Consider the following 18,363-nt stretch of genomic DNA (forward strand, 5'->3'; position numbering starts at 1 on the left):
GGAAGAAAAACGGAATAATCAAAGGTCATAAATCCCGAATTATATATGAGTCTTTGTAACTATATTTCATATCATGTCAATGTAATCCATAAATAAAACGATTGTGCTGATTTATTTTGCAGCAATCGCTTCATCCTGTTCTTTTAACGTCTTCACATTAGAGCGCGTATCCTGAACATTTTTGATCAAGGCTTCTTTAAAGCTTGAGACCATTTCGCTCACCTCTGCTTCACGTGCCGTCCACTTGGTCACAAATTCAAGGCTATTTTCACCCGCTTTATCTGCTGCTTTTTTCATTGTTAAAGCTTCGACTGCTTGGGAGACTTCATCTAGTTTATCCATGACTGTTTGGTAGTTTAACTTAATTTGTCCCATTGTAATATCCTCCAGATTTGTTCAGCGTGAAAGCAGCTTTACAAGCTGCTCCATGCTTTTGAGATCAAGCGTTTTGCGTCCTCTACTGCGTCTTCTCCTTTTTCAGCAAGACGTGCGGCGTCTCCAGCTAAGGAACTGGCAAAGGATAAGGCAGCTTGTTCAGCTTCTAATGTACTGATTTTGAATTCGATGCGGCTCACGTAGCGTGGGTATTTGTCGTTCACGATCGTTTGCAGCGCATCATGTGCTTCATTTCGTTCTGATTTGAAATCCTGGCTTCTCTCACCTTTCCAAGAGGTCCCAAGCTTTGGCTGCTTAATTTGCTTTAGGTCTGTTTCTGCCGCATCTTGTTCACGTTCAACCTTGCTTTTCGCCTTTTTGAGTCGAGCGATCTTCTCTTCAATCTCTGCTTTTTTATTTGAAATGCCACCGTTAAGGGCAGACAGCATATCCGATAAGCTCATATGGGTTCCTCCTCCTGTCAAAAAATAAAACGCTGCTTAGAGTCCCTCTAAACGAGCGTAATGGTGAATAGCACTTTTTCCAATATTGTTATTATAAGGTTCAAAGACTCATGTTTGAATAGGGATTTGTGCCCTTTTTATGGTATAAATATGCTTTCGTTCTACTTCATACTGCACCTTAAGAACTCTTTTATAGGGGGTCTAAAATCACAATCGCCAGCGATGTATCACATATAGCCCCTCGGTCCTAGGACAAACAAAAGCCGCCCCGTGGGGAGCGGCTTTTGCAAACGGCTTATGATGCCGATTCTTCTTTCTCTTGTTGATCTTTGACGTACCAAATGAATTTCCCAGTATAGCCGTAAATAATCGCAAGACCAATGGAGACAAAGCTCAACCACATAAATGGTAAATACGAGAATGTCGACACACCTAGAATACCCGCCATATAAATTCCGTTATCTGACCATGGAACCATACCAGACGTCATCGTTCCACCAACCTCAGCGTTTCTAGATAACACACGTCTGTCTATTTTTAATTTATCATAGCTTTTTTCCATAATTTTTGGCGTAAGGATTAATGATACATACATCGCACAACCAAAAATATTGGCGAAGAACGCAACAACAAGTGTAGATAGCGTCACATTTCCCGCATTATACAATTTCTTCTCGAATGTAGCGACAATGACCTTTAACACACCTAGATACTCAAGTACTCCACCAAAACCCAGTCCGAGGATAATCACCACTAAAGACCCTAGCATATTGACAATACCGCCACGGTTTAACAACGTATTTAAGAATTCAACATCTGAATTAATAGAGAAACCATTATAAGCTGTACCAAGTGCATCTGCTGGATTCATTCCTTGGAAAGCCATAGCCCAAATGGATCCTAAAAGTGCACCAATTGCAATGACAGGCATTGAAGGTTTCTTAAATACGAGCAGTAATACAACCACTACTGCTGGGATGACCATCCAAATATTGATGGTGAATGTATCATGAAGGGCATTTTTCAAAAATTCTATTTTTTCTTGATCAATGTTTCGTCCGCCATACATAAAGCCAGTGATTGTAAACATAATCGCCGTAATAACAAAGGCCGGTATGGATAAAACCATCATGGCTCGAACATGAGCGAGCACGTCCACTTTTGAAAGTGAGGAAGCGAGTACGGTGCTATCAGATAATGGAGATAATTTATCTCCAAAATAGGCTCCGGATAAGACGGCACCTGCCACAATCGGAAGCGGGATACCAAGCCCTTCACCAATTGCAATCATCGCAATCCCCGCCGTTCCAACGGTTCCCCATGAGGTTCCTGTTGCAACGGACATAATCGCACATATGACAAGTGTAGCTAGTAAGAAAATATTAGGATGAATGAATTCCAGTCCGTAATAAATTAATGTTGGTACAACTCCGCCAGCAATCCACGTTCCAACAAGTGCACCTACTGCAATTAAGATCAAAACAGCCTCTAACCCATTCGATATCCCTTTTGTAATGGCGTTTTGAAGATCTTTGTATGAATGACCTAATCGAATACCTAACGCGATGACCATAAACCATGAGATAAACAATGCGAGTTGAATATCTAATTTAAAATAAAGAGTAAATGATAAAACAATTGCTAAAAACAAGCCAAGTACAGACACGACCTCTATCAAAGACGGTAGACGTGGTGATTTCATTTTGTTTCCTCCCTTTGCGCGTACGTTAAGCGTTTTCAAAATATTGTGAAAAAAGTGTGTCAATTCGAAAGAAAGTGAATTGCCTGTTTTTCTCTCTTTCACAGGCAATTCATCATACTAATAAAATAAATTTTTTGATATTATTGTCGCTCTAGCAGCTCTTGACCCGCAATACCAGGCTTTGTCATCTCGTAAGGATTTAAGATAATATCAAGTTCTTCTTCCGTTAGAACATCATACTGCAAGCAAAGATCTCTGATCGATTGTCCCTTCAAAATAGCTTCTCTTGCAATTCTAGCGGCTGCTTCGTAGCCTAAGTGAGGGTTCACGGCAGTGATCACGCCTGCACTTTTTTCTACATATTCTTTCAAACGTTTTTCATTTGCTTCAATGTCCACTAAACAATGATCTGTGAATGAGCGGAATCCGTTATTCATTATACTAATAGATTGAAGCAAGTTAAAGACCAGAACAGGCTCCATCACATTTAACTCAAGCTGACCCGCTTCAGAAGCAAGACAGATGGTGTGGTCGTTCCCTATGACCTGGAATGCGATTTGGTTAATGAGCTCTGCCATGACTGGATTGACTTTCCCAGGCATAATGGATGATCCAGGCTGACGGGCTGGCAATGCAATTTCAGCAAGACCTGCACGCGGACCAGATGCCATTAAACGAAGGTCATTGGCAATCTTGGACATGTTCATCATGCATACTTTTAAGGCTGCGGATACTTCTGTGTATGCATCTGTATTTTGCGTGGCATCTACGAGATGCTCTGCGCCTACAAGCGGAAGACCTGAAATATCAGCCAGCTTTTTCACCACGATTTCAATATAGCGTGGATCTGCGTTTAAGCCTGTCCCAACAGCTGTCGCACCCATGTTTACTTCATATAAATGCTGCTTCGATTGGTTAATCCGTTTAATATCACGGCTTAGAACGCGGCTATATGCTTCAAATTCCTGTCCCAAACGGATCGGAACAGCATCCTGTAAATGCGTACGACCCATTTTGATCACATGATCGAATTCTTTCGCTTTCTTTTGGAATACGTCCTGCATCGCTTGCATCGTCTCAAGCAGAATGTCTAACTGCTTCAACACAGCAATATGGATAGCCGTTGGGAATGAATCATTCGTCGATTGCGACATGTTCACATGTGTGTTTGGACTTAAATGAATGTATTCACCCTTTTGATGTCCCATGATCTCTAGGGCTCTGTTACCAATGACCTCATTGGCATTCATATTCATCGAAGTTCCTGCGCCGCCTTGAATTGGGTCTACAATAAAGTACTCATGCAGCTTGCCTTCAATGACTTCATCAGACGCTTGAACGATGGCATTGCCAATTCCTTCATATAAACGTCCAACTTCCATATTGGCTTGAGCTGCTGCTTTTTTGACGATAGCAAAGGCTCTGATGAGTTCCTCATGCATGCGGTACCCTGTAATCGGGAAATTTTCTTTTGCACGAAGGGTTTGAACACCATAATACACGTCTGCCGGAATTTCTTTTTCACCAAGAAAATCCTTCTCGTAGCGATAAGTTGCTTGAACCATCTGATATGACCTGCTTTCTATAGAATAGTTAAATCACTAAATCTTCTGCGATTGGCGTTTCCATAATCTTTTTCACTTCTCTTGGATCTGTTGTTTTGCCTAATGCCCACATGAGTTTCGGCACGATGGCTTCTGTGTTCATGTTTCGTGAACGCGCCACCATTTCTTGATTGATCTTGCGTCCTACTTCATACACACTCATGTCTTCTCCTTCTTCGAGACACTGAGTTGTGATGACAACAGAAATGCCTTCTTCCAGCAATTCGTTGATCTTTTCTAAAAGGTTTCTTCCTTCGAAAGGAATTCCGCCACTGCCGTAGCTTTCGATGACGACCCCTTTGTACAAACCTTTGATCGCATCTAAAAACTCAGGCTTAAGTCCTGGGTGCAGTTTTAATAGACAAACATCAGTGTTCAAGGATGCATCTAATTTAAGCGGTTTCATAGACGTTCTTTTTACTTTGCTATTGTATTCAATTTGATGATTTTCAATCGATGCAATATATGGGTAGTTAATACTTTCAAATGCATCGTAGCTTTTCGTTCTTAGTTTGATTGCGCGTGTTCCTTGAATCACTCTGCCATCAAACACGACATATACGCCGCCTACACCGTCACATGCAAAACGAATCGCATCTGTGATGTTTTTCTTCGCATCTGTTTTCTTAAACGTAATCGGGATTTGTGAACCTGTAATAACGATCGGCTTATCAGGATTTTGCAGCATATAAGATAGAGCTGCTGATGTATAGGCCATTGTATCGGTTCCATGAGTGACGACAAAGCCGTCGTATTGATCATAATTCTCATAAATGGCTGTTGCGATATCCACCCAGTATTCAGGCTGCATATTGGTACTATCTATACTCATCAGGGACTTTGTGTCCATTGTGTACTCTGCATTAATTTCGTTTAAATAGCTTAAAAGGTCCTCAGCTTTAACACCTGGAGCTAAACCATTTTCACTCTCTACAGATGCAATCGTCCCACCAGTGGTTAAAAGCAATAATTTCTTCAACAGGTCCACCTCTTTCAGTAAAATTACTTCGTTTGTCACACATATTATAAGCCAGCTTGTGCTATTCTATAATATACGCTTTACGCGTACCTTCATTGCCATTATAGTCACATAACGCGAATTAATCAAGAAATTATTACGCATAACGCGTACACTCTATGTCAAAATATGATATACTGATGTTGTATATAAAGGAGCGTTCATGTATGATACTCGATCGTTTAACCACCCTTAGAAAAAAGAAAAAATGGTCTCTCCAGCATACGGCAGATCGCCTAGGTATCGCCAAAAGCACCTATGCCGGTTACGAATCTGGGTACCGACGACCTTCGCTTGAAGCAGTGAAGCTGCTCGCTGATTTGTATGATACGTCCATTGATTTTTTACTTGGTAGAACGGACGAGCCAGAGATACAACGCAAAATCTCTGATATCAAAATTGAACTGACGGAAGCAAAAGAAGGAACCATCCTCGTAGATGGCGTTCCACTAACCGATGAAGAAATCAAACAGCTTGTTGCCTTTATTCGGGCGAAAAACACTCTGAAAGTATAAACAACGAAAAGAGAGGCCCCTATCATACGGGTGCCTCTCTTTTCTTTTGGATATCAGCTGCTTATGAGTAAGGAGAAGACAGCTGGCTTAATTCCTCTAACCGCCGTTTCGCTTCTTCTTTATTAAAGGAACTATAATAGCGATAATTCTCATCATCTAAGATGCGGTAATGCTGACTCAGCACATTTTGCTGGAGACGAAATGTGCCTTTTTTTATAGAGGTCCGCCACCAAACCTTTCCACCAATTGTACGTTCAACAGATAGATGCAATTCATCATGTGCCACGACTTCCAAAATTTCAAGTGGGTCATCCCCAAGTGTCCCTTTTAAAACGTCACTATCCCTGAATAATGCACATACGGCCGCAGATTGCGTCCAGTTGAGGCGCAGTCTGTTTTTTTCAACTTGCTGCAAATGCCGTTTCGATAAACCAAGTACCTCAGCCATGCGGTCCTGCGTATAATTCTTTTCTTTCCGAATCCGTGCCATTTGTTCTGTGACGAGGTCGATTACCATCTCTTTGTCCATCTCTCATCACCTCTTGAGTGTTCAGTCTTTACTGACATCATACACGATTTTTTCGAAAAAGTGGCGCACTATCCTATGGAATCATGGTGTAAACCACCTAGTCAATCTGCTCTTCGCCCTGACCATGCTGCTGTCTCCAGTTCTCTTGGGCTGCCCGATTTAAATATGGATAGATGTCTTGTTTGACGGTTTGCTCAAATACTTCTTCATCTAAAATACTGTACGCCGGAATCTTAACCAATTTCCCATCTATTTTCCGAATGAGCACATCCATGAAGAGAAATCCCCCGATACTGTAACGGTGCCGGCGCATGTCAATTGATTGAATGTCTTGAAAAGGGATCGTGAGCTCCCGATGCAAAATAGCACCATTCTCTCCGCGCTGAATTCGAAAAATCACATTTCCTCTTTTCGTAAAAGCCGGTAGAATCATCAAAAAGGAGATCCAGCCATAGACAATACCTAATAACCCACCTAAAAATAAAAATAATGTATAATTCGATTCAAATGTAAGAGCTTCTGAAAATAGCCAAATACCGATGATACCAAAGCCGCCCGTTGCTAAGAATGCCCATACTCTTAGAAAGGGTCTGCTCCTCACTTCTATTACTTCACTTGGATTCAAGCGTCATTCTCCTTTTCTCCATTATAATATAGAACGTAACCCATCTCTATGAGCCGTCTCAATGCGAAATTCGTTTTCCTTTATTCCCGAAACAAGCCAGGAATGTTTCTCACCTGGTATAACAAATAACATGGACTCCACATCCGGCGTATTGTTTTTGTCATAGGCTACCTTCATAAGGGAATCCATCTTTCCTTTTCTCGCCTGCACATCAGAAACAAATGCCCTCACCAGTTCTTGATTCTCTGCTTTATTAAGGAAGGAAAACCACTCATCTTTCGCTTCGCTTGCTTGCTCTAATAGCATTTCAAATTCCTCTGCTTGCAGGTTGATAACAGGTGTGCGGTGATCACTCATGTGTATGTTCAAAAAGGTTGTCACTTGCTCCTCTGCCTGCTGATCGCCTTTCAGTTTGTGAATCTGATGCACTTGTTGATCATAAAGCGTATGATGTGCATATACGCCCGCCTGCGTCGTATGAAAGGAGGTACTGACTTCTTCATCTAACTCTCCAAATCTTGAAGCCTTGACAGTGTGCGATGCATCATTCATGGCCTGGATGAAATGACGGTATTCTGCTTTATAACGGTATTGTCTGTTTCGAAATTCCAGCACGCCTTTCGCCAACAAAGAGCGACACGCAATTTCAAATAAAAAACCAAGACGTTCATCCTCTACATCAGGATAATAGGCCTCCTTTAAGGACATGCCTTGTTCAAAATAGCCTTCACTATAAAAACTAAAGATGAGTTCCTCGATACTTAGACTTAGCTGATCCAACTTGATCTCTCCTTATCCAAAAGAAAATGCGCCCTTAAAGAAATCACCTGCACCCTTTATTAGCGAGTCTGCGGTTTCTTTTGTTTTTTCTATCCCTTTATGTATCACCTGATTTGCTTGATCAATGGTGTCATTGACTGCTTTCACACCTTGCCCCGCCAGCTCAAATGCTTTTTTCCCTTTATCCACGACTGCATGAATCGGATCCTTTAATTTCACTGCGACCTGTTCAGCAAAACCGGATGTCAGCTTGGCGACTTTTTCTCCAATAAATCCACCTACTGCTGATCCAATGGCGCCACCGACAACTGTTCCAATCGGACCCGCAAAGCTTCCGAGAGCGCCGCCGACAACGGCACCTGCGACGGACCCGCCAGCGATAAAGACCGTATTATTTACTGCATTTCCAACAGCCTTTGCATTTTCACGCTTCAGAACTTCCGGCTGATCACCGAATTCTGCATAATTCTCAGCAATTTTCAAACCACAGCCAACCGTTTCCGTTGCACCAGTGACAACCGTTGCAATGATGGCATTTCCTTTAGCAAATCTTGCCCCATTTTTCAGAACAGACTTGATTCCAGCCGTGTCCTTCCAATTGATACTCCCTTTTGTAAAATCGCGGACGCTGTTCGTAAACGCAACCGTATCGTCAGGATAAAATTTCGTGAATTTCTTATGGACCAAATCAGCCATCGACCAGTTGGATCGTTTTAATAATTCTTTTTTACTCAGCCAAATCCTTGCTAGCCGGTCAAATCTCGTTCCTTCTACCCGGCTGGTCAAATCAAGCAGCAGCTTGGAATGCTGCGCTGCATAACGGCCATTTTCTTTCATAAAGGTTGTCATCCCAAGCCCGTAGTATTTCGCCTGCATCATCACGATTCCAGCTAAGCTCGTGAGCGTGCCATATTGATCATAGATGCTGTACATTTTCCTTAGAATATCATCCGCTTCGACCATTTGATCTGTTGCATGACGAATGGCGATATCATCACTGCTCAATTTGCTGATTAATGCTTGTCCAGCACTCCATGCATCCCCAACACCGGAAAAACAGCTTCTATACCGAGGATCACAGCCTAAAATCAAATGATCCAGTTCACTATGTAAATCGTGATGCTTTGTTTCAATGGCGGAAAGCTCTCCTACAAAATCATTCGCCAGCCCTGTCAGCTGATCTGGATCAACCACAATGTCACGTGCCATCACATCATCTCCCTTCTCGGTTTCTTTCTCTCCGTTCTTCTCGTCTTTTTCGCTCAAGCTCTTCCATTCTGGCAATTTCGGCTTTACGCTCCTCGATCTTGACCGCTGCATCCCGCAGTTCCTGGCTCGTTTCAAGCAAGTCCTTTTCAAATTGATCATAGCGTGCCGTTGTTTCCTCAAAGCTTTGATTAAATTTATTCCTTGCTTCTCCTTGCCAGCCTGATCCTACTGCCTTCAGCCGATTCTCAAGCAGCTGCTTCGACTGCCGAATCTCATCAGCCGCTTCCTGAAACTTTTGAGCGAGTGTCAGCGTTTGACTAGAATCCAACTTTCGCACCCCTTTCTCCCAATTTAACGTACAAATGGATGATTTTATATGCACTCATTATAAATAAAAAGACACCCAAAAAAATCACCCTAAAGAACCATTCAGCACATTACCTAACGAAAGTAGGCCTTTTTCCTCTCTAATTGCCAGAGAAAACCTTTCTTGTTATGAAGCGCATTCAAGACGTGATAAAATGAACATATTCTACAAAAGGAGTGACGTATAGATGAAAGAGGAAATGATCCAGCGTTTCACAAGTTATGTGAAAGTAGATACTCAGTCTGATGCAGAAAAAGAAAGCTGCCCATCTACTGCAGGACAGCTGAACCTAGCGAGACAGCTTGTTGAAGAGATGAAATCCATCGGGATTCAAGAAGTGACAATGGATGAAAATGGATATGTTATGGGAACGATCCCATCTAACACCGACAAAGAAGTGCCAACGATTGGCTTCCTGGCGCATATTGACACAGCTACTGACTTCACTGGCAAGAATGTGAAACCGCAGATTCATGAGGACTATCAAGGCGGTGACATCACGTTAAATGATGATCTACATATCGTGTTATCTCCAGCACAGTTTCCAAATTTGCAAAAGTACCAAGGACATACGCTCATCACCACTGATGGCACAACCCTACTTGGTGCAGATAACAAAGCAGGTATTGCAGAAATTATGACCGCCATGCATTACCTCATTCAGCATCCAGAAATCAAGCACGGAAAGATCCGAGTCGCCTTTACTCCAGATGAAGAGATTGGCAGAGGGCCGCACAAATTTGATGTCGATGCCTTTGGCGCTTCTTATGCATATACCATTGACGGCGGACCACTTGGAGAGCTTCAATATGAAAGCTTCAACGCAGCAGGTGCGAAAGTATCGATTAAAGGAAACAACGTCCATCCAGGTACAGCGAAAGACAAAATGGTCAGTGCTGCGAAGATCGGGATGCTCTTTCACAACAAGCTCCCTTCAGATGAATCTCCGGAGTATACAGAAGGCTATGAAGGCTTTTTCCACCTGACAAAGTTCGTAGGAGAAGTTGAAGAAGCAGAGCTGCAATATATTATCCGTGATTTTGATAAAGAGAAGTTCAACAATCGCAAAGCACTATTTGAAAAGATTGCAAATGACTTAAAAGCGGTCTACGGCGAAAACAGTATCACCCTCAGCATTCAGGATCAATATTATAATATGAGAGAAAAAATTGAGCCTGTTAAACATATTGTGGACATTGCCCATGAAGCAATGGAAAACCGCTCAGTGACACCTGTGATCGAACCTATACGCGGCGGCACAGATGGCTCTCAGCTTTCATATAAAGGTCTCCCAACACCAAACATCTTTACTGGCGGGGAAAACTTCCACGGTAAATATGAATTTATTTCAGTTGATAACATGATGAAAGCAACAGAAGTCATCGTGGAAATCGCACGTTTATTTGAAGAAAAAGCATAGACATGTTTACAACCGTTCCTGTTCGGGAACGGTTTTTTAATAAAAGTTTACAATTTTCTGAAACTTTTATGACACTTAATCGTACTAATATAGACAACCCCAGAAAAATTCTTCTTGACGAGTGCAATAACTGGAAATATAATAGTTAAAAACAACCAGTATTTTAGACCTAAAATAGCAGATCATCTAAACCTTAAGAACTAAACCGATTCTGCTGCTTATTTTCAGTTATAAACATCACTCACCCTGTCTACACTGAAAGAATAGGATGAATTGGAGGAATGTCATATGATGATTTTATTGATTATCGCTTCACTTTGCTGCTACTTACTTTTCTCTTTCAAAAAAGATAACCGCACCCAAAAACGAAAAAGCGCAGAGCTTTCGGAGTTTGAAATCTTTCGTATGCGCCGCCACTACAACGGCAAACGCCGCCATCCACTAAACGATGCACCCAAACAAGTATAAATTCAAAGAAAGAGCCTCATCAGGGGCTCTTTTTGTATGTGTAAGAACGTGTTTTAGACACATTAAAAAAACGACCACATCCAGTGGCCGGTTCTCTTTTTATTTATACACCTTTGCAGGTACTTGAATCATAGGAATTCCTTGATAGTATGGTGCGATTTCATATGGCTGGAAGACAACAGCAATCCCCTTTTTCGTGAAGTAATACTGCGTGTCGTAGTTGATTTGAATATCACTTTTCTTCAGGTTCGAATAGAACTTACTTTTATGCTTCTTTGTATAGTTATAGATATAATCTCTTACTTTTGTGCGCTTTTTCTTTGTTTTCACAACGTCAGTAAAGAAAAGCTGCTTTGTCTTTTTCTTCGTTAACACATAGTTCATGCTGGTGACCATCGTATCCCCATGCATTCTACCGTCATTCATATAATCATAGTTTAAGATACTTAGTTTCTTTCCATTGTTAAATTTCGTTTTAAAAGATCTCTCGTACGTGATCTTCCCAATCCCCTCTTTTTTCGCTTCGTCCTTTAAGTACAAGTATGTAGAATAAGAGAATGCGATATCTTCTTTTAAATCATGGTTAATGGTCTTCATATGCGGTTTGCTTAGGTTTTTTACCTGTGCATATTTGAACGTTTTCTTCTTTTTATAATAGTGTGTGCTTACTTTTGCTTTTTTTGCTTGTTTGGCATCTACAGAACCAACTGGAGCAAATAACGAAACAATCAGCGAAAAAATAAGCAGGCTGATCGTTAGGCCTTTTTTCATTGTCATAGTAAAAACCCCCATTTTTGTCTATTACCAATTGAGTATACCATGACAAAAGAACCAAAAAAAGTATTATTTCCATATTATTCTTCCTTTTTCCACATCGGGTTTGTTTACCGTTTTCATAAGTTCCTGTATGCTTAATGGAGAATGTTAGATGAAGTGTGGTGTTTATCATAGAAGAGAATATTTTTAGTCATATTCGGACAACGTTTCATAGTTTGTCCCCAACCCAGAAAAAGATTGCCAATTACATTTTACAAAACCCTCAGAAAGTTGTGCTTCATTCAATTAGTGCACTCGCCGCTGAATGCAACACAAGTGAAACGACGATCTTTCGGTTTTTACGAAAAATTGGCTATGATTCGTATCAAGTGTTTCGTGTCCATGTCGCACAGGATATTGCGACCAATACGCCTCAATCCATATACGGCGAGATCGAGGCATCTGATAGTGTAGCTGACATTAAACATAAGGTCATAGAGTTAACAACAAACTCGATTCAGGATATGAAGCATATTTTAGAAGATCAAGCCGTGACACAATTTATCGAACAAATGAAACAGGCACATAAAACCGTCTTCTTTGGAGCAGGTGCGTCCAGTTTTATTGCTGGAGATGCTTATCATAAGTTTCTCCAGCTTGGTTTTGAAGTGAGTCTATGCAGTGATCCACATATGATGAATATGATTGCAACACACGCCACGGAACACGATTTTATCGTCGCGATCTCACATTCAGGAGAGAGCAGAGAAATTCTTGATGCCGTGCAATTTGCTAAAGAAAAGGGGGCAACGATTGCCTCTATCACGAGCTATCCGAAATCAGAGCTCGCAAAGCGCTCTGACTTTCACCTGCTCAGTTCATCAAGGGAAACAACATATCGATCCGACTCAATGATCTCCCGTATTAACCAGCTTGTAATCATTGATGTTCTTTATGTCGCAGCTGTTTTAGAGCTAGGATCTAATGCCATTGAAAACGTGAAACGATCTCGATTAGCCGTAGCTAAAAATAAAACATGAACGCATAAGACCGGATCTGATTCCGGTCTTTTTTTTGTGACTTTTCTCATATTTTCCGTTGACACGTTCCTATCACGTCATGTACATTAAATGAGCAATAGTTTATTTCCTACTATTAATTAAATAAGATAGTATATATACTAACACGAAGAAAAGAAAACGCTTTTTGTAAGGGTTTTCTATATGGGAGGCGGACAAAGTGACAAAACAGATTGGATTCATTGGACTAGGTATTATGGGAAAACCTATGGCACTCAATCTATTAAAAGCCGGTCATACTGTGACTGTGTTTGATCTGAACGAGGATGCCATTCGAGCATTACAAGAAGCTGGAGCAAAGGGCGCTTTTTCAGCAGCTGAGGCAGCTTCTGAAAGCGATGTCATCATCACAATGCTTCCTAAAGGCGAGCATGTAGAAGCAGTCGTATCAGGTGAGCATGGCATTTTAACTACAGCTAAACCTGGCACAGTCATCGTAGATATGAGCTCTATTTCACCAGTTACCTCTAGAGCATTAGCTGCCCTGGCAAAACAGCACCAGGTAGAATTTATCGACGCACCTGTCAGTGGCGGAGAACCAAAGGCGATAGACGGGACACTTGCTATTATGGCTGGCGGCGAAGAAGCCATCTTCGAACAAGTAAAGGATGTCCTACTCGCAATGGGTACAGAAGTCGTATTAGTTGGGACAAACGGAAGCGGGACAACAGCTAAACTTGCCAATCAAATCATCGTCAATTTAAATATTGCTGCTATGTCTGAGGCGCTCGTTCTTGCCGCTAAATCAGGCATTGCGATTGATAAAATGTACGAAGCGATCCGTGGCGGACTGGCAGGAAGCGCCGTTCTCGATGCAAAGGTCCCACTGATTTTGGAACGAAACTTTGAACCTGGCGGACGCATCGACATTAACTTAAAGGATTTAACCAACGTGATGGAAACTGCCCATGATATCGGCGTTCCTCTCCCTCTTTCTAGTCAGCTGCTTGAAATTTTCCATGCCCTCAAAGCGGACGGAAAGTCTGGACTTGATCATGGCGGCATTGTTCAATATTACGAAAAAATGGCTCATGTCGAAGTGAAGAAAGGATGAGATGTTCATGAAGCAAAGCACTGACATACTGAATGCCCTTCCGAAAGCGGATTCAAAGAGCATTCAAACGGCATACGAGCAAGCACTAACCCATTTTCAGCATAAAATCATTGTATTAGACGATGATCCAACAGGTATTCAAACTGTACATGGCGTCTCTGTTTTCACTGATTGGTCAGAGGAAAGCATTGAAGCTGGCTTTCTTGAAGACAGCCGTATGTTCTTTATTCTAACCAATTCTCGCAGTATGACTGAGAAGGAAACTGCCGCTGCGCACGAAACGATTGCTTCAACTATTGTGAAAGTAGCTGAACGGCTTCATCAAGATTTCACCATTGTCAGTCGAGGAGATTCTACCCTGCGTGGACACTTCCCACTGGAAACTGAAGTACTCAGAACAACCATTGAACAGCGAAGCTCCCTCCAATTTGACGGAGAAATCATTCTTCCTTTTTTCCAAGAAGGTGGACGCTTTACGATCAACAATATTCATTACGTACAGGAAGGACACGACTTAATTCCTGCTGGCGACACAGAATTTGCACTAGACCGTACATTCGGCTTTCAGTCGTCTCATCTCGGAGAGTGGATTGAAGAAAAGTCAGGCGGAACGTTCACAAAAGAGAACACCACCTACATTTCGTTAGAAGATATACGGACTTTACGCATTGATCAAATCAAGGATCAGCTGCTAGATGTAAAGGATTTTCAAAAGGTGGTTGTGAACGCTGTAGACTATGACGATATCAAAGTCTTTGTCACCGCCCTCATCGAAGCGATTCAAGCAGGAAAGCAATTTATTTTCAGAAGTGCAGCGGCTCTCACAAAAGTACTTGGCGGCATTCATGATCAAGCCTTATTAACAAGAAATGACTTGATACAAGAAGAGAGCCAGCACGGTGGTCTCATCATGATCGGTTCTCATGTCAAGAAGACAACGGAACAATTACGAGCGCTTCAGCAAAATGAAAACATGGCTTTTATTGAATTTAATACACACCTCGTGTTAGAACCTGAAGCATTTCAAGAGGAAATTGACCGGGTGATTCAGCAGACTGAAAGGCTGTTAGCATCTGGTCAATCTGTTGCTGTTTATACAAGAAGAGAACGGCTTGACCTTGGGGACAATCGTCAAGAGGAGGAATTGAAGCTTTCCGTTCAAATTAGTGATGCTGTGACAAGCATTGTCCAGCACCTCACAATTCGCCCTAAATATCTCATTGCCAAAGGCGGAATTACCTCAAGTGATATTGGAACAAGAGGGCTTAGCGTCAAACGTGCGACCGTTGTGGGTCAAATTAAACCAGGCATTCCCGTTTGGCAAACAGGAGAAGAAAGTAAATTCCCATTCATGTCTTACGTGATTTTCCCGGGAAATGTTGGCTCAAAGGATACGCTAAAAGAAGCTGTAGAAATACTTGAAGGATAAAGCATAGGGAGTGCTCTCACTCCCTTATGCAACACAAAGGAGGAAAGATCATGTCGTTAGTTTTTATTGGACTTGGTGTTTTGTTATTGCTTTTACTCATGGTTGTCTTAAAGTTAAACGCTTTCATATCGTTGATTATTGTCTCTTTAATTGTTGCTGTTTTAGAAGGTATGTCACCACTTGAAGCGATTGCTTCCGTCGAAAAAGGACTTGGTAGTACACTCGGGCACCTAGCACTGGTTCTCGGTTTTGGAGCGATGCTCGGTAAATTGATGGCTGATTCTGGCGGTGCCCAGCGCATTGCGATGACGCTCATTGACCGATTCGGCATTGGGAAAATCCAATGGGCAACGATGCTGACTGGATTTGTTATTGGAATTGCTCTGTTTTATGAAACCGGATTCATTATCTTAATTCCATTAGTCTTTACCATTGCTCAAGCCGCAAGACTTCCTGTGTTATATGTTGGAATGCCGCTCGTCGCTGCACTCATCACAACACATGGATTCCTCCCTCCTCACCCAGGACCGACTGCCATTGCCAATGTCTTTCAAGCAAATATGGGACAAACCTTGTTAGTTGGGATTATTTTAGCGATTCCTGCTGTGTTAGTAGGCGGACTACTGTTTACGAAACTATTTAAAAAAGATCAATTGCACGCACATATACCAAAAAACTTATTTAATCCAAAGGAATTTACAGAAGAGGAAATGCCAAGCTTCGGGATTAGCATTTTCACCGCTGTGTTGCCTGTATTGCTCATGACATTCAGAGCATTTTTAGAAATTTTCTTCCCATCCTCTCCATTGTTGCCGACAGCTGAGTTTTTAGGTGAACCGGCGATTGCGCTATTACTCTCAGTCCTGCTTGCCATCTATACATTTGGACTTGGCAGAGGAAAAAGCATGCAGGAAGTCATGAAGTCGATCACCGATTCGATTGGCTCCATTGCAATGATTCTATTAATTATTGCAGGTGGCGGCGCCTTTAAACAGGTGCTCATTGATAGCGGCGTTGATCAATACATTGCGGGGATCATGCAAGGAAGCACTCTTTCTCCCCTGCTCCTTACCTGGCTAATTGCTGCTGTCCTTCGAGTCTCTTTAGGATCAGCAACAGTCGCCGGTCTCACAGCGGCTGGCATTTCTGCACCACTTATTGGATTGACTGGTGTCAGCCCGGAATTAATGGTGATCGCAACAGGTGCCGGCAGTATTACGTTCTCTCACGTAAATGATGCGGGTTTCTGGATTTATAAAGAATACTTTAACCTGTCGATGGCCCAAACCTTTAAAACTTGGACATTGATGGTCACTGTTCTTTCACTTGTCGGACTAGCTGGTGTTCTCGTTGCTGATTTGTTCATGTAGGAAAATAATTTGTAAAAACCATTGACTTTTTCTCGAAAAGATTGAATAATTGTGTTTATTAAGAAAATTGAATCAAAAGGTAACCTTATTAAGAGTGGTGGAGGGACTGGCCCTGTGAAACCCGGCAACCGCTGTTCCTAGGAACAGAATGGTGCTAATTCCTTAAGCAAGCAGACGCTTGTTTGAAGATAAGGCAGAGATCTCACAGTATATGATGCTCTTCCTTATCCAAGGAAGAGCTTTTTTATTTGATTTTCAACCTGTAGAAAGAAGGGATTCAGCATGACACAAGTACAAACCATTGGAAAGAAAACAACAAAGCCGCCATTTCGCGCAGATCAAGTAGGAAGTTTGCTTCGTTCAGATCGCATCAAAGAAGCACGTAAGCAAAAAGCAGACGGTACGCTAACAGCAGACCAGCTCCGACAAATTGAAAATGCAGAAATCACACGTATTGTGGAAAAGCAAAAGGAGATTGGATTAGAGGTTGTCACAGACGGAGAATTCAGACGTGCATGGTGGCATTTTGATTTTCTAGAAGGACTTGATGGAGTCGAAGGATTTGAAGCAGATCAGGGCATTCAATTCCACAACACAACGACAAAAGCACGAGGCATCAAGGTAACGGGTAAAATCGATTTTACAGATCACCCAATGCTAGAGGATTACCGCTTCCTTCACAGCATCGCTGGTGAGCATACGGCTAAAATGACGATCCCAAGTCCAAATATGCTCTTTTTCCGTGGAAAGCTTGATGAAGGTGTGTATGACAGCTTAGATGATTTTCATCATGATGTGGCACAGGCGTATAAGAAAGCCATCCGAGCTTTTTATGATGCAGGCTGTCGCTACTTGCAGCTAGATGATACCGCATGGGCAGTGTTCTTTTCTGAAAAAGGTCAGGAACAAATCAAAGCCTTTGGCCGCGAGGAAGATGAACTTCGTGAGTCGTTTGCAAAAACAATCAATGAAGCCGTTGCCGATCGTCCAGAGGATTTAGTCATCACAATGCACATTTGCCGTGGTAACTTTAAATCAACATGGGCAGCTGAAGGTGGTTATGAAGCAGCGGCAGAAACGATTTTTGCTGGTTTAGATCTTGATGGTCTCTTTTTAGAATTTGACGATGATCGTTCTGGCGGATTTGAGCCCCTTCGATATGTGAAGAACCCAAATCTTCAAATCGTACTTGGTCTTGTGACTTCAAAGTACGGTGAGCTTGAGCCGGTTGAACAGATCAAAAAACGAATCGAGGAAGCGGCTCAATATGTAGACATCAACCAAATTTGTTTGAGTCCACAATGCGGATTCGCATCCACGGAGGAAGGCAATCTGTTAACAGAAGAGCAGCAATGGGAAAAGCTGCGTCACGTGATTGAGATTGCGGACCAAGTGTGGAAATAAAACATCTAGTCCTAAGCTCTCAGGGCTTAGGGCATTTTATTAAAAAAAGAACTGCCTAATGGCAGTTCTCAGCTTGTAGACAAAGTCTACAAGCTTTTTTATATAATAAGGGTAATAACACAATTCTGTGGGGGATGAACATGTTATCGAAACGTGAAGAAGAAAGAAGAAAATCAATTAGAAGTAGTGGCTTTA

At 42.0% G+C, this 18,363-nt stretch carries 19 protein-coding genes and 1 riboswitch; of the genes, 8 read left to right on the top strand and 11 right to left on the bottom strand.

The genetic code is table 11. The annotated features are described in order from the left end of the window. Nucleotides 1–111: 111 nt before the first annotated feature. From C6W18_RS09420 to C6W18_RS09440, 5 genes are all read right to left on the bottom strand, one after another. A complete protein-coding gene (locus C6W18_RS09420; RefSeq protein ID WP_034321809.1) occupies nucleotides 112–375 on the bottom strand; it encodes a YwqI/YxiC family protein in 264 nt (87 codons plus the stop codon). Nucleotides 376–413: 38 nt separating this feature from the next. Beyond that, entirely contained in the window at nucleotides 414–839 is a 426-nt protein-coding gene (locus C6W18_RS09425; protein ID WP_034321806.1) for a YwqH-like family protein, read from the bottom strand. A 295-nt stretch (nucleotides 840–1,134) separates the two neighbouring features. Next, entirely contained in the window at nucleotides 1,135–2,541 is a 1,407-nt protein-coding gene (nhaC, locus tag C6W18_RS09430; RefSeq protein WP_105927406.1) for a Na+/H+ antiporter NhaC, read from the bottom strand. A gap of 140 nt (nucleotides 2,542–2,681) precedes the next feature. After that, nucleotides 2,682–4,106 (bottom strand): aspartate ammonia-lyase, encoded by a 1,425-nt coding sequence (aspA, locus tag C6W18_RS09435; RefSeq protein ID WP_034321802.1) that lies wholly within the window; start codon nucleotides 4,104–4,106, stop codon nucleotides 2,682–2,684. Between the two features lie 28 nt (nucleotides 4,107–4,134). Beyond that, the gene (locus C6W18_RS09440) at nucleotides 4,135–5,124 is read right to left on the bottom strand and encodes an asparaginase (RefSeq protein WP_034321799.1); all 990 of its coding nucleotides are present in this window, start codon (nucleotides 5,122–5,124) and stop codon (nucleotides 4,135–4,137) included. A gap of 206 nt (nucleotides 5,125–5,330) precedes the next feature. Between C6W18_RS09440 and C6W18_RS09445 the strand changes: the two genes are divergently transcribed. Then, complete coding sequence (locus C6W18_RS09445; RefSeq protein ID WP_034321796.1) at nucleotides 5,331–5,678, top strand: helix-turn-helix domain-containing protein; 348 nt, start codon at nucleotides 5,331–5,333, stop codon at nucleotides 5,676–5,678. A 61-nt stretch (nucleotides 5,679–5,739) separates the two neighbouring features. Here the strand turns inward: C6W18_RS09445 and C6W18_RS09450 are convergent, their stop codons facing one another. The 5 genes from C6W18_RS09450 to C6W18_RS09470 all read right to left on the bottom strand — a co-directional run bounded on the left by C6W18_RS09450 (nucleotide 5,740) and on the right by C6W18_RS09470 (nucleotide 9,149). After that, on the bottom strand, nucleotides 5,740–6,207 hold the full coding sequence (locus tag C6W18_RS09450) for a helix-turn-helix domain-containing protein (RefSeq protein WP_034321793.1): 468 nt from the start codon (nucleotides 6,205–6,207) through the stop codon (nucleotides 5,740–5,742). A gap of 97 nt (nucleotides 6,208–6,304) precedes the next feature. Then, complete coding sequence (locus C6W18_RS09455) at nucleotides 6,305–6,832, bottom strand: YfjD family protein (RefSeq protein ID WP_105927407.1); 528 nt, start codon at nucleotides 6,830–6,832, stop codon at nucleotides 6,305–6,307. 21 nt (nucleotides 6,833–6,853) lie between these two features. Next, nucleotides 6,854–7,612, bottom strand: a complete 759-nt coding sequence (locus C6W18_RS09460; RefSeq protein WP_105927408.1) for a hypothetical protein — start codon at nucleotides 7,610–7,612, stop codon at nucleotides 6,854–6,856. Between the two features lie 12 nt (nucleotides 7,613–7,624). Beyond that, a complete protein-coding gene (locus C6W18_RS09465; RefSeq protein ID WP_034321785.1) occupies nucleotides 7,625–8,821 on the bottom strand; it encodes a DUF6861 domain-containing protein in 1,197 nt (398 codons plus the stop codon). 4 nt (nucleotides 8,822–8,825) lie between these two features. Next, nucleotides 8,826–9,149, bottom strand: coding sequence for a WXG100 family type VII secretion target (locus C6W18_RS09470; protein ID WP_105927409.1), 324 nt, complete (start codon nucleotides 9,147–9,149; stop codon nucleotides 8,826–8,828). A gap of 226 nt (nucleotides 9,150–9,375) precedes the next feature. On the opposite strand from C6W18_RS09470, the gene pepT reads away from it, so the two are divergent. Both pepT and C6W18_RS09480 read left to right on the top strand, forming a co-directional pair. Continuing rightward, nucleotides 9,376–10,608, top strand: a complete 1,233-nt coding sequence (gene pepT / locus C6W18_RS09475; protein WP_105927410.1) for a peptidase T — start codon at nucleotides 9,376–9,378, stop codon at nucleotides 10,606–10,608. Between the two features lie 288 nt (nucleotides 10,609–10,896). Next, nucleotides 10,897–11,076 (top strand): hypothetical protein, encoded by a 180-nt coding sequence (locus C6W18_RS09480; protein ID WP_008345664.1) that lies wholly within the window; start codon nucleotides 10,897–10,899, stop codon nucleotides 11,074–11,076. Between the two features lie 99 nt (nucleotides 11,077–11,175). On the opposite strand, the gene C6W18_RS09485 is transcribed toward C6W18_RS09480, so the two are convergent. Then, complete coding sequence (locus tag C6W18_RS09485) at nucleotides 11,176–11,853, bottom strand: DUF3298 and DUF4163 domain-containing protein (RefSeq protein WP_034321778.1); 678 nt, start codon at nucleotides 11,851–11,853, stop codon at nucleotides 11,176–11,178. Nucleotides 11,854–12,014: 161 nt separating this feature from the next. Between C6W18_RS09485 and C6W18_RS09490 the strand changes: the two genes are divergently transcribed. The 5 genes from C6W18_RS09490 (at nucleotide 12,015) to C6W18_RS09510 (ending at nucleotide 18,168) form a co-directional block, all read left to right on the top strand. After that, nucleotides 12,015–12,872 (top strand): MurR/RpiR family transcriptional regulator, encoded by an 858-nt coding sequence (locus tag C6W18_RS09490; protein WP_189318066.1) that lies wholly within the window; start codon nucleotides 12,015–12,017, stop codon nucleotides 12,870–12,872. A gap of 199 nt (nucleotides 12,873–13,071) precedes the next feature. Then, nucleotides 13,072–13,965: a 2-hydroxy-3-oxopropionate reductase gene (gene garR, locus C6W18_RS09495; RefSeq protein WP_034321773.1), complete on the top strand. Its 894-nt coding sequence runs from the start codon at nucleotides 13,072–13,074 to the stop codon at nucleotides 13,963–13,965. 7 nt (nucleotides 13,966–13,972) lie between these two features. Continuing rightward, complete coding sequence (locus tag C6W18_RS09500) at nucleotides 13,973–15,394, top strand: four-carbon acid sugar kinase family protein (protein WP_105927411.1); 1,422 nt, start codon at nucleotides 13,973–13,975, stop codon at nucleotides 15,392–15,394. A gap of 50 nt (nucleotides 15,395–15,444) precedes the next feature. Then, complete coding sequence (locus tag C6W18_RS09505) at nucleotides 15,445–16,764, top strand: gluconate:H+ symporter (protein WP_105927412.1); 1,320 nt, start codon at nucleotides 15,445–15,447, stop codon at nucleotides 16,762–16,764. An 82-nt stretch (nucleotides 16,765–16,846) separates the two neighbouring features. After that, nucleotides 16,847–16,959: riboswitch (SAM riboswitch) on the top strand. 87 nt (nucleotides 16,960–17,046) lie between these two features. Next, nucleotides 17,047–18,168, top strand: coding sequence for a 5-methyltetrahydropteroyltriglutamate--homocysteine S-methyltransferase (locus C6W18_RS09510; RefSeq protein WP_105927413.1), 1,122 nt, complete (start codon nucleotides 17,047–17,049; stop codon nucleotides 18,166–18,168). Nucleotides 18,169–18,363: the final 195 nt, after the last annotated feature.

The sequence above is a fragment of the Bacillus sp. LLTC93 genome, from assembly GCF_002993125.1.
GTDB lineage: Bacteria > Bacillota > Bacilli > Bacillales > Bacillaceae > Bacillus > Bacillus zhangzhouensis.